The 11,863-nt window shown below is 65.8% G+C and carries 11 protein-coding genes; 6 read left to right on the forward strand and 5 right to left on the reverse strand.

What is annotated here, in order from left to right; all coding sequences use genetic code 11:
- Positions 1-77 precede the first annotated feature (77 nt).
- A complete protein-coding gene (locus tag Q8P46_17145) occupies positions 78-830 on the forward strand; it encodes a 16S rRNA (uracil(1498)-N(3))-methyltransferase (protein ID MDP2621874.1) in 753 nt (250 codons plus the stop codon).
- Positions 831-899: 69 nt separating this feature from the next.
- Positions 900-2,270, forward strand: coding sequence for a glutamate--cysteine ligase (locus Q8P46_17150; GenBank protein ID MDP2621875.1), 1,371 nt, complete (start codon positions 900-902; stop codon positions 2,268-2,270).
- Positions 2,271-2,319: 49 nt separating this feature from the next.
- Here the strand turns inward: Q8P46_17150 and Q8P46_17155 are convergent, their stop codons facing one another.
- Together Q8P46_17155 and Q8P46_17160 are read right to left on the reverse strand one after the other, a co-directional pair.
- Positions 2,320-2,499 carry a hypothetical protein gene (locus tag Q8P46_17155; GenBank protein MDP2621876.1) on the reverse strand — a complete coding sequence of 60 codons (180 nt, stop codon included), beginning with the start codon at positions 2,497-2,499 and terminating at the stop codon, positions 2,320-2,322.
- Between the two features lie 43 nt (positions 2,500-2,542).
- Positions 2,543-3,421: a LysR substrate-binding domain-containing protein gene (locus tag Q8P46_17160; protein ID MDP2621877.1), complete on the reverse strand. Its 879-nt coding sequence runs from the start codon at positions 3,419-3,421 to the stop codon at positions 2,543-2,545.
- Positions 3,422-3,548: 127 nt separating this feature from the next.
- Here Q8P46_17160 and Q8P46_17165 point away from each other — a divergent pair, with 127 nt between their 5' ends.
- Complete coding sequence (locus Q8P46_17165) at positions 3,549-3,854, forward strand: DUF1127 domain-containing protein (GenBank protein ID MDP2621878.1); 306 nt, start codon at positions 3,549-3,551, stop codon at positions 3,852-3,854.
- A 53-nt stretch (positions 3,855-3,907) separates the two neighbouring features.
- Here Q8P46_17165 and Q8P46_17170 read toward each other — a convergent pair whose 3' ends face one another.
- Genes Q8P46_17170 through Q8P46_17180 form a run of 3 tightly spaced genes read right to left on the reverse strand, consistent with a single transcriptional unit; the run spans position 3,908 to position 7,640 of the window.
- Positions 3,908-5,674 carry a monovalent cation:proton antiporter-2 (CPA2) family protein gene (locus Q8P46_17170; GenBank protein ID MDP2621879.1) on the reverse strand — a complete coding sequence of 589 codons (1,767 nt, stop codon included), beginning with the start codon at positions 5,672-5,674 and terminating at the stop codon, positions 3,908-3,910.
- Positions 5,675-5,701: 27 nt separating this feature from the next.
- Positions 5,702-7,132: a metalloprotease TldD gene (tldD, locus tag Q8P46_17175; GenBank protein MDP2621880.1), complete on the reverse strand. Its 1,431-nt coding sequence runs from the start codon at positions 7,130-7,132 to the stop codon at positions 5,702-5,704.
- 7 nt (positions 7,133-7,139) lie between these two features.
- Positions 7,140-7,640, reverse strand: a complete 501-nt coding sequence (locus tag Q8P46_17180) for an invasion associated locus B family protein (protein MDP2621881.1) — start codon at positions 7,638-7,640, stop codon at positions 7,140-7,142.
- 638 nt (positions 7,641-8,278) lie between these two features.
- Between Q8P46_17180 and coxB the strand changes: the two genes are divergently transcribed.
- The 3 genes from coxB to Q8P46_17195 all read left to right on the forward strand — a co-directional run bounded on the left by coxB (position 8,279) and on the right by Q8P46_17195 (position 11,791).
- On the forward strand, positions 8,279-9,139 hold the full coding sequence (gene coxB, locus Q8P46_17185; protein MDP2621882.1) for a cytochrome c oxidase subunit II: 861 nt from the start codon (positions 8,279-8,281) through the stop codon (positions 9,137-9,139).
- Between the two features lie 73 nt (positions 9,140-9,212).
- A complete protein-coding gene (gene ctaD / locus Q8P46_17190; GenBank protein MDP2621883.1) occupies positions 9,213-10,811 on the forward strand; it encodes a cytochrome c oxidase subunit I in 1,599 nt (532 codons plus the stop codon).
- 35 nt (positions 10,812-10,846) lie between these two features.
- Positions 10,847-11,791, forward strand: a complete 945-nt coding sequence (locus Q8P46_17195) for a heme o synthase (protein MDP2621884.1) — start codon at positions 10,847-10,849, stop codon at positions 11,789-11,791.
- Positions 11,792-11,863 lie beyond the last annotated feature (72 nt).

Below are 11,863 nucleotides of genomic sequence, written 5' to 3' on the forward strand. Positions count from 1 at the left end.
GAGAAGTCGCGCGTTGTTCCGCCGGGGTCAAGGGTCACTGGAAACGGCACCGCGAAGCGCGTAAACGGATCGGCCAAATGGCACGCTACGATTTTGCGACCCCGAGACTGTTCGTGACCGAGGCACTGAAGCCGGGGGCCGAGATTTCATTGCCGAAAGGCCAGGCGCATTACCTCCTCAACGTGCTGCGCCTCAGGCAGGGCGGAAGCGTGCTCTTGTTCAACGGCAACGACGGCGAATGGCTGAGCAAGATCGCTGAACCCGGCAAGCGCGCCTGCACCCTTGCCGTCGCGAGCCGGACCCGCGGCCAGACGTCGCCCTGCGACCTGCATTATCTGTTCGCGCCGCTCAAGCGCGCCCGCCTCGACTATCTGGTGCAGAAGGCGACCGAGATGGGCGCCTCGCTGCTGCAGCCGGTGATGACGGCGCGCACCGTCTCCGAGCGGGTCAATGTCGATCGCATGCGCGCCAACGTCATCGAGGCGGCCGAGCAATGCGGCATCCTGTCGGTCCCCGAGGTCCGCGCGCCGGTGAAGCTTGTCCAGGCGATCGAGGGCTGGGACGATGGGCGCCGGCTGATCCTGTGTGACGAGGAGGCGCCGCCCGGCAACCCCTTGACGGCGTTGGCTCGGCTCCCACCGGGTCCGCTTGCTGTCATGGTCGGCCCGGAGGGCGGATTTGCCCCGGAGGAGCGCGAGACGATCCGCGCAAAGCCCTATGTGACCATCATTTCACTCGGGCCCCGCCTGCTGCGCGCCGACACCGCCGCCGTCGCGGCGCTGGCCCTGGTTCAGGCCACGCTCGGCGATCTCAATTCCGTGAACGCCTAAACCATCGCTTGCAATTGTGGCCCCGGAGCGCTTACAGGGGCTTGACCTCAAGAGCATCAAGAGGACTCAATGTCCATTCCCCAGGTGGTGGAAGGGGCGATCGAGAGCAAGGCCGATCTCGTCGCCTTTCTGGAGCGCGGCTGCAAGCCGCGCTCGGAGTGGCGCATCGGCACGGAGCACGAGAAATTCGGCTTTTGCCTCGCCGACCATTCGCCGATGCCCTACGATGGCCCGCAGGGCATCGCCGCTTTTCTGAAGGAGTTCGCCCGCCGCTTCGGCTGGGAACCGGCGATCGAGGCCGGCAACATCATCGGCTTGCGGTGCCCCGAGGCAACCGGGGCGATCTCGCTCGAACCCGGCGGCCAGCTCGAGCTCTCCGGCGCACAGCTCAAGACCTTGCACCAGACCTGCCAGGAGGTGAACACGCATCTGGAGGAAGTCCGCGCCGTCGCCGCCGATCTCGGCGTCGGCTTTCTCGGGCTCGGCTTCTCGCCGAAATGGACGCTTGCCGAGACGCCGCACATGCCCAAGGGGCGCTATGCCGTCATGGTCAGCCACATGCCGAAGGTCGGCGGCCACGGCCTCGACATGATGTACCGGACCTGCACGGTGCAGGTGAACCTCGACTTTGCGTCCGAAAATGACATGGTCAAGAAGCTGCGCGTTGGCCTGGCGCTGCAGCCGATCGTCACCGCGATCTTCTCAAACTCGCCCTTCGCCGAGGGCCGCCCGAACGGCTATCTTTCCTACCGCGCCGAGGTCTGGCGCGACACCGACCCGCAGCGGACCGGGCTTCTGCCCTTTGCCTTCGAGGAAGGCATGGGTTTCGAGCGCTATGTGGACTATGCCCTTGACGTGCCGATGTATTTCGTCTTTCGCGACGGCCGCTACATCAACGTCGCGGGCGCCTCGTTTAGGGATTTTCTCGACGGCAGGCTGGAGGCGCTGCCGGGCGAGCGGCCGGGCATGGGCGACTGGGCCGATCATCTGACCACCCTGTTTCCGGAGACGCGGGTGAAGAACTATATCGAGATGCGCGGCGCCGACGGCGGGCCGTGGCGCGGATTGTGCGCGCTGCCGGCGCTGTGGGCCGGCCTGCTCTACGATTCCGACGTGCTCGAGGCTGCCTGGGACCTGGCCAAGGGCTGGAGCGCGGAGGAGCGCGAGGCGCTGCGCGATTCGGTGCCGCGGCTCGGACTTGCCGCGCGCATCGGCGGGCGCAGCGTCCAGGATGTCGCCAAGGATCTGGTGGCGCTCGCCCGCGAGGGCCTGACCCGGCGCGGCAACCTCAACACCACCGGCGACAATGAGACGCTCTATCTCGACACGGTGGAATCGATCGTCTGGTCCGGCGAGACGGCGGCCGAGCGTCTGCTCAAGCGCTACCACGAGGTCTGGAAGGGCGACATCGACCGGCTGTTCGAAGAGGAAGCGTACTAACTAGAGCGGTTCATGGTTATAGGGGATCGATTCGATGGGCCAAATCGGTTCATCCGGGCAGGCGCGGCGCGACGCGCGATACGGGATATCGGGCGAGCGCCGCAACGAACCCGGTGGGTCGATTTGGCCCACCGAAGGCCGGGTTCTTTTGCGCCGTGGCGGTGTTGCGGCTGTTGGCCGATGCACCGCATCGCCCGGCGAGCCGCGCTTGGCCACGGCGCAAAATCATCCCGGTCAAATGGTTTCCTATAACCATGAACCGCTCTAGAGCCTCATTCGGCGGCCATCGCCGTCGGTAGGTTGCCGAGCCGCGAGACGATGTGGCCGACCAGCGCGTCGTGAATCGGCAGTCGCGCCTGGCGCGCCCGGAGATAGGCAATGTCGCAGGCCGGCAGGGCGGGGAACCCGTCGGCGGATTTCAGGATGCGCATTTCGTTGCGCACCGCGCTCTCCGGCAGCACCGATACCGCCAAGCCGGCGAGGATGGCGCCGGAAAGCGCCGCAGCGCTCGGGCTGACATAGGCGATGCGATAGGGCCGCGCGATCCGGTCGAGGGCGGCGAGCGCCTCGCGCCGCCAGGTGCAGGTCTGCTGTCCGAGCGCCAGCGGCAAGGGTTCGATTTTCTCGGCGCAATGCTGCTCCGAGGCCACCCAGTAGAGCGGCTCGCGGCGGAAGATCTCGCCGAGCCCGCCGCAGTCGCCGTGGGTGACGATGCCGAGGTCGAGCCGACCTTCCTCGATGCGCTTGAAGATGCACGTGGACGGCTCGCACAAGACGTCGATCTCGATACCCGGATGGCTGCGCGCGAACGCCGCGAGCACGCGCGGCAGCAGGCGATCGGCATAATCGTCGGGCAAGCCAAGCCGAATGCTGCCGGTCAGCTCGGGTTCGGCGAAGGCCGACACCGCCTCGTCGTTGATCTGCAGGATCCGCCTTGCATATTCGAGCAGCCGCTGGCCGTCCGCCGTCAGCCGGCTCTGCCGGCCGTCGCGCTCGAAGACCGGCTTGCCGATGCGTTCCTCGAGCCGCTTCATCTGCATGCTGACGGCCGACTGGGTCTTGTGAACCTCGTCGGCGGCCTTGGTAAAGCTGCCGGTCTCGGCGATCGCGGTGAAGGTTCGCAACTGATCGATATCGAGGAGCCTGGGCATGATTTTAACCGATCACAATTGATGATGGGTCATATTAAAAACATTCGTTGGATTAATCAATCTCCGTTCGCCATATACAGCGCATATTTTCGCGGCTTGGCGCCGCGCCGTGATCAGGAGAGATGCGATGTATCGATTCAACGAAGCTGCCGAACGGGAGTTGACGACGCCCATAGGCCCAGCCGCCGCCGGGTTCGGGCGGCGGGCCTTTCACGAGATCGCGCGGTTTTTTCAAGCCGTCGGCAACCGCCGGGCGGTGCGCCGGATGACTCTGCTCGACGACCGGCTGCTGGCCGATATCGGGCTTTCCCGCACCGATGTCACGTCCGCGCTGGCGCAACCTGTCTGGGTCGACCCTTCGCGCAATCTTGCCGAAACGGTCGAATACCGGCGCCGGGGGCGCCTCTGGGGCCGCCCGCTACGGCGCCACTGACCCGACATCAGAACTCTCGCCGGTCGGATGGAACCACTCGACCGGCGAGCGCTCTAAGCCGGCCGATCGGGCGTTGAGCCCGGGTCGCGCCGGCGCTGCTCATCCGAGGCGGCGCTCCCGCCACCCTCTTTCTCCTTGCGGGGCCGTTCCCGGTCGCGCAATTCATGCTCGATCGCCGCGATGCGCTCCGGCGTGAGGCCTACATGCTCCAACGCCGCCTTGCCGAAGGCGATTCCCGATTCGAAGGTCTCGCGGATCGCGTAGTCGACACCCTCGGCGGCAAGCTCGGCCGCGTGTTCATGATCGGCGGCGCGGCAGAAGATCGCGGTATCCGGGAAGGTCGAGCGGATCGCCTCGATCGCCTTGGTCATGGCCGGCCTGTTGTCGATGCATAGCGCGATCAGCACCGCCGAGCCGGCGCCGGCAGCGCGCAGCACGTCGACGCGCGTGGCATCGCCGTAGTGAACCGTGTAGCCGAACCGGCGTGCGACTGCGATGCGATTCGGGTCGCGGTCGATGGCGACGATGCCGAGGCCCTCGGCCATCAGCATCTGGCCGACGACCTGGCCGAAGCGACCGAAGCCCAGCACGATGACGACCGGCTTGGCCTCGCTGAACGTCTCCACCACGTCGGCCGGCACGCCGCTCGCCGCGAGCATGGCGGCGGTGCGCTCGAAAACGGCGCCCAACAGCGGCGTTGCCGCCATGGTGAGGATGACAATGGCGGCGAGAAGGTTGGCCTCCCCGACCGACATGATCCCGGCGGTGACCGCGGCGGTGAACAGCACGAAGCCGAACTCGCCGCCTTGCGGGATAGTCACCGCGACGCGCAGGGCGTTGGCGTTGGAACAGTCGAACAGCCGCGCCAGCGCCCAGATGAACACCCCCTTCGAGGCCAGAACGACAACGACCCCGACCAGGACATAGGGCCAGGCGCCGGCGATCAGCCCAAGGTCGATCGACATGCCGACGCCGATGAAGAACAGACCGAGCAGCAGAACGCGGAACGGCTCGATGTCGGCTTCGAGCTGATGCCGGAACGAGGATTCGGCGAGCATGACGCCGGCAAGGAACGCGCCGAGCGCCATCGACAGGCCGGCCTCGTGCATGAGGAAGGCGGCGCCGAAGACGACGAGAAGGGCCGCCGCGACCATGATCTCGCGCGCGTCCGCCTTGGCGAGCAGGCCGAACAGCGGATTGAGAAGAAACCGGCCGGCGAGGATGACGGCGACGACGGCGCCGACGATGGTCGCCGCCCTGAGGCCCAGGGCGCCGGCGTCGGCGGTCTCCCTGAACGGCGCGATGAGCGGCACCAGCGCCAGCAGCGGCACGATGCTCAGATCCTGCAACAGCAGCACCGCCAGGGCCTTTTGGCCGTAAGGGCTCTTGAGCTGGCCACGCTCCTGCAGGAGCTGGAGCCCGAAGGCGGTGGAGGAGAGAGCCAGCGCGAAGCCCGCGATAAGCGCCGGGCGCCACGACAGCCCGGCCCCCAGCGCGGCCGCATAGAGAATGCCGCCGCACAGGAGGACCTGGGCCGAACCGAGCCCGAAGACATCGCGACGCATGGTCCACAGCAGCGCAGGGTTCAGCTCCAGGCCGATGATGAACAAAAGCAGGACGACGCCGAGCTCGGCGATGCGCAGGACCTCATCCGGCGCGGCGAACAGGCCGATGCCCCACGGCCCGAGCGCGATGCCGGCGGCCAGATAGCCGAGGATGACCCCGAGGCCGAGGCGCTTGAACAGCGGCACCGCGATCACGGCCGCGGCCAGTAGCACCAGCGCGTCGGTCAGAAGGTTTCCGCTTGTCTGCCCCGCCACGCGAGCTTCCTATGGCCAGGAACCGCTCTAACCCGTTCCGCCCACCGTCAGCCGGTCGATGCGCACGGTCGGCTGGCCGACGCCGACCGGGACCCCCTGGCCGGCCTTTCCGCAGGTGCCGACGCCGGGGTCGAGCTTCATGTCGTTGCCGACCATCGCGACCCGGGTGAGCGCGTCGGGGCCATTGCCGATGAGGGTCGCGCCCTTGAGCGGCGGCCCGAGCCTGCCGTTTTCGATCTTGTAGGCTTCGGTGCAGGAAAAGACGAACTTTCCCGAGACGATGTCGACCTGGCCGCCGCCGAAATTGACCGCGTGGATGCCGTTCTTGACCGAGGCGATGATCTCTTCCGGGTCCTTGTCGCCGGCGCGCATATAGGTGTTGGTCATGCGCGGCATCGGCACATGGGCATAGGACTGGCGCCTGCCGTTGCCGGTTGCCGTCATGCCCATCAGCCGGGCGTTCTGGCGATCCTGCATATAGCCGACCAAAATGCCGTCCTCGATCAGCACGGTGGTTCCGGTCGGCGTGCCTTCATCGTCGATCGACAGCGAGCCGCGCCTATCGGCGATACTGCCGTCGTCGACGACCGAAACGCCGGCAGCCGCCACCCGCTCGCCCAACAGGCCGGAGAAGGCGGAAGTCTTCTTGCGGTTGAAGTCGCCTTCAAGGCCGTGACCGACCGCCTCGTGCAGGATGATCCCGGCCCAGCCGGAGGCCAGCACCACGTCCATTTCGCCGGCCGGCGCCGGCACCGATTCAAGATTGACCAGGGCCTGACGCAGCGCCTCGTCGACGTGATGGCGCCAGGACGCGGGATCGATCAGCGCCTTGAAGGAAAGGCGCCCGCCGCCGCCGGAAGTGCCGCTTTCCTGGCGGCCGTTCTTCTCGGCGACGATGGCGACGTTGAGGCGCACAAGCGGGCGCTGGTCGCGGTAGCTCGCCCCGTCGGCGCGCAGAATCTCCACCGACTGAAATTCGCCGGTGAGCGAGACGCTGACTTGGCGCACGCGTTCGTCCCTGGCCCGGGCATAGGCGTCGATCTCGGCCAAGAGCGCCGTCTTGGCGGCGAAATCCGGCGCATCGAGCGGCGAGACATCGGTATACAGCTTCTGGTTGCTTCGCGCCGGCGCCGCAGCGACGACACCGGCATGGTGGCGCTTGACGGCGCTGGCGGCCGCGGCCGCGCGGCGCAGCGCGCTTTCAGAAATCTCGGAGGCGTGCGCGTAGCCGACCGCCTCGCCGGCAACGACCCTGAGGCCGAAGCCCTGGGCCGTGCCGTAGCTTGCCGATTTGAGCCGGCCATTGTCGAAGACGAGCCCTTCGCTTTTGCGCAATTCCAGGAACAATTCGCCGTCGTCGCCGCCGTCGACCGCCTCGGCGAGCACCGCCTGGGCACGCCCGCGGTCGACCGCGTTAGCGCCCAGAAGATCGAACTGCGGCTGCGCCCTGTCGCCCATGGCCTTGTCAGCGAAGCTGCTCGAAACCGCCGGAGAAGCCCTTCAGCGTTACCGGAATGCCGACGCCCTGCTCGGGCGTTTTGAACACGATGAAGGTGGCGGTGGTACCAGCCCTGAGCTTGGCGATCAAATCGTCCTGCATGATGACCTCGGCGATGCAACCATTGGCAAGGCAGCGCACGAAGCCGGCGCGGCCGACATCGACATCGTCAATCTTCAGCCCAAGACCGGAAGGCAGCAGCACGCCAAGCGGCGCCAGCACGCGGATGATGCGTTTCTGGCCGTCGGCGGTCTTCAGCACGATGACCGTCAGGCCGACATTCTGCTGGTCCTCGGCGACGACGCTCTGCACCATGGCGCATTGCTCGGCCCGGGCGCCGGGCGGCGTGTCGCAGACCAGGTTCCAGTCGTCGAAGGTCGCCTTGATCTTGCCTTCCGCCACCGCCATGGGAGCGCCGGCAATCTGCGCCGCCGCAGCGATCGCCAACGCCGCCGCCAAGCGCGCCATCGAATTCCTCCAACCGTCGGGTCTTGCCAAGGGTCTCGCGTCTCTTCTGCCGGCCGCACCGTCACCCCGGAATGTGGCGTAGCCCATGAAACCGGGCAAAATGATGACCCCGCCACCGCTCTAGGCTGGTAACAGACGCGCCCGCAATGTCAAGTTGGCGCTGTGCGAGCCGGCCCGCCTCCTGGCGCCGTCATTCGGGGCGCCTGGCAGCGGTCGAGTGTGTAAAATCGCCGCAGAAGGCGGTACCGTTCCCTGTGGTCTTGCGGGGCCGGTGGGATTGTGATTAGACGCATTCCAATTTCGGCCCCTGCAAATTGTGCCTTTGCCGCCGCGGGCCGACAAGGACAGCAGGAATGGGAATAAGCTCCAGCAATCATTCATTGACGGCAGCGGAAATCTGGCCAATTTTTCGCTGGCCGCGCGGCTTGGGTGCCGATTTGCTGCGTTGGCGTGGAAAGCCTTTCCTTGCTCAATCGACGGATGGCAATTTGCGCGCCGCGCCCCAGAGGGGCTGATAAAGCGGGTCATCCGATCTTGCGCCGGAGCGCGCGGTGGGAAGCAGGACGACGAACCAGATAATGAGCACGATGACGATATTCAAGCGCTTGGCCGGCCGAGCCGCCGCGTTCGCGGCCGGCATGGCGGTTGCCGCGGCATCGGTTCGCGCACAGTCCGGCGCGCCGGTCGATTGGCAGCTCGGTTTTCAGGATGCGGCGACGCCGGTCATGCACGAGATTACGTGGTTCCACGACGGCCTGCTATTGCCGATCATCACGGTGATCATGGCCTTCGTGCTGGGGCTCCTGCTCGTCTGCATGGTCCGCTTCCGCAAGAGCGCCAACCCGACGCCGTCAAAGACGAGCCATAACACGGTTCTCGAAGTGGCTTGGACCGTGCTCCCGATCCTGATCCTTGTGGTCATCGCCATTCCCTCCTTCCGCCTGCTCTATTTCCAGCAGGACTACCTGTACAAGATCGAGGACCCCGAGCTGACCATCAAGGCGATCGGCGTGCAGTGGTACTGGACTTACGAATATCCGGACAATGGCGACTTCAGTTTCGATTCCTACATGGTCCCCGACCAGGACCTGCAGCCGGGCCAGCCGCGCCTGTTGACCGTCGATGCCGAGGTCGTGGTCCCGGTCGGCAAGGTCGTGCGGCTGATCGTCACCGCCGATCCGCAGGGCGTCATTCATTCCTGGGCGATCCCGGCCTTCGGCGTCAAGATCGACGCGGTGCCGGGAAGGCTCAACGAGACCTGGTTCAAGGTCGAGCGCGCGGGGCTCTATCATGGCCAGTGCTCCGAGCTTTGCGGCACGGGCCACGCCTTCATGCCGATCACGGTGCGGGCTGTCGGCGAGGACGAGTTTGACGCCTGGGTCAAGACGGCGCAGATGGCAGGCATCGGCGAGGCGAACAGGATGTTCGCTTCGAAGACGGACATGCCGGCAAGGGCGGACGACTGGACGGCGGCATTGAACGGTTCGGCCGGCAAATGAACGGCCGCGGTGCATCGGTAAGCGATGCGCCCGGCCCATAGGCAAGACGGAGCGGAAATCAAAAACTATGACGATGGCGACACATACCGCGGCCCGCGGCGCTCACGATCACCCGACCGGGTGGCGCCGCTACGCCTACTCGACCAACCACAAGGACATCGGCACGATGTACCTTGTCCTTGCGATCTGCGCCGGACTGATCGGCGGCGTGTTGTCGATCGGCATGCGGCTGGAGCTGCAGGAACCCGGCATGCAGATCTTCGCCAATCCGCATACGTTCAATGTGTTCGTGACCGCGCACGGGCTGATCATGGTGTTCTTCATGATCATGCCGGCGCTGATCGGCGGCTTTGGCAACTGGATGGTGCCGTTGATGATCGGCGCGCCGGACATGGCCTTTCCGCGCATGAACAACATCTCTTTCTGGCTGCTGCCGCCGGCGATCAGCCTGCTCGTCATTTCCATGTTCGTCGAGGGCCCGCCGAACGCCATGGGCGTCGGCGGGGGCTGGACCGTCTATGCGCCGCTATCGACAACCGGACAGCCGGGGCCGGCAATGGACTTCGCGATCCTGGCGCTGCACCTTGCCGGCGCGTCGTCGATCCTCGGCGCCATCAACTTCATCACCACGATTTTCAATATGCGCGCGCCGGGCATGACCTTGCACAAGATGCCCCTGTTCGTCTGGTCGATCCTGGTGACGACATTCCTGCTGCTCCTGGCGCTGCCGGTGCTCGCGGGCGCCATCACCATGCTCTTGACCGACCGCAATTTCGGCACCACCTTTTTCAGCCCCGAGGGAGGCGGCGACCCGCTGCTGTTCCAGCACCTGTTCTGGTTCTTCGGCCATCCCGAGGTCTATATCCTCATCCTTCCGGCCTTCGGCATCATCAGCCACATCGTGTCGACCTTCTCCAAGAGGCCGATCTTCGGCTATCTCGGAATGGCCTATGCGATGGTGGCGATCGGCGCGATCGGCTTCGTCGTCTGGGCGCACCACATGTATACGGTCGGCATGAATGTCGACACGCAGGCCTATTTCACCGCCGCGACCATGATCATCGCGGTGCCGACCGGCATCAAGATATTCTCCTGGATCGCGACGATGTGGGGCGGCTCGATCGAATTCCGCGTGCCGATGCTGTGGGCGATCGGCTTCATCTTTCTGTTCACGATCGGCGGCCTCACCGGCGTCGTGCTCGCCAATGCCAGCATCGACCGCTCGCTGCACGACACCTATTACGTGGTCGCGCATTTCCACTACACCATGTCGCTCGGCGCCACCTTCGGCATCTTCGCGGCCTGGTATTACTGGTTCCCGAAAATAACCGGCTATCTGTACAACCAAGTACTCGCCCGTACCCATTTCTGGCTGACTTTCATCGGCGTCAATCTGTTGTTCTTCCCGCAGCATTTTCTCGGGCTTGCCGGCATGCCGCGCCGCTATGTCGACTATCCGGACGCCTTCGCCGGCTGGAACTTCGTCTCCTCGCTCGGCTCCTACCTGTCGGCGGCTGGCACGGTCGCGTTCGTGATCGGGGTCATTGTTGCCTTCGCCCAGAAGCGAAAGGCGGAAGCCAATCCGTGGGGCACCGGCGCGACGACCCTCGAATGGACCTTGCCCTCGCCGCCGCCGTTCCACCAGTACGAGACCCTGCCGCGCATAAGGTAGGCAGAGCCCCGGGGCCGCTAAGCAAGGCATTGCGCATGTCGCATACGAGCGCCGAGACCAGCAAGCAACGCCACGCCGCGGCGATCGGCGGCGGCAGCGTCGGCGACTATGTCGAGCTGATGAAGCCGCGGGTCATGTCGCTGTCGGTGTTCACCGCCCTGGTCGGCCTGGTGGTGGCGCCGGGGGCCATGCATCCGGTGCTGGCCTTCACCGCGCTTATATGCATCGCCGTCGGGGCTGGCGCCGCCGCGGCGCTGAACATGTGGTACGACGCCGACATCGACGCGGTGATGACGCGCACAGCGCGCCGCCCGGTGCCCCAGGGGCGGGTCTCGGCGGGGGAGGCGCGCACCTTCGGTCTCACTCTGGCATCCGGTTCCGTGCTGGTTCTCGGCATCCTCGTCGGCTGGCTGGCGGCCGGTCTTCTCGCCTTCACGATTTTCTTCTCCGTCGTCGTCTACACCATGTGGCTGAAGCGCCTGACGGCGCAGAACATCGTCATCGGCGGAGCTGCGGGCGCGCTTCCGCCGGTGGTTGGATGGACGGCGGCGACCGGCGGCATCGCGCTGGAGCCGGTGATCCTGTTCCTGATCATCTTTCTGTGGACGCCGCCGCATTTCTGGGCGCTGGCGCTGTTCCGCTCGGACGACTATGCGCGCGCCGGCGTGCCGATGCTGCCGGTGGTCGCGGGGGCTGCGGAGACGCGCCGGCAGATCCTGATCTATTCGCTGCTGCTGACGCCGACCGCCATTTTGCCATGGCTGCTCGGGTTTGCCGGTCCGCTCTATGTGCTCGTCATGGCCGCGATGGGAGTGGTGTTCCTCCACCTCGCTTGGCGCATCTTCCGGCTGACGGAAAAAACCGAAATGATTTCCGCCGCACGTCGGCTTTTCGGCTATTCGATCCTATATCTATTCATGGTGTTCGCGTTGCTGCTGGCCGAGCAGGTCTTGGGTCTTGCTCCGGCTGCGGCGCTGTGAGAATGCGCGGTAATGGACAGCTTTCCTCCCCCGTTGGACGAGCAGCAGGCCAAGCGCCGGCGGGCGCGCTCG

This window comes from Hyphomicrobiales bacterium (assembly GCA_030688605.1).
Lineage (GTDB): Bacteria > Pseudomonadota > Alphaproteobacteria > Rhizobiales > NORP267 > JAUYJB01.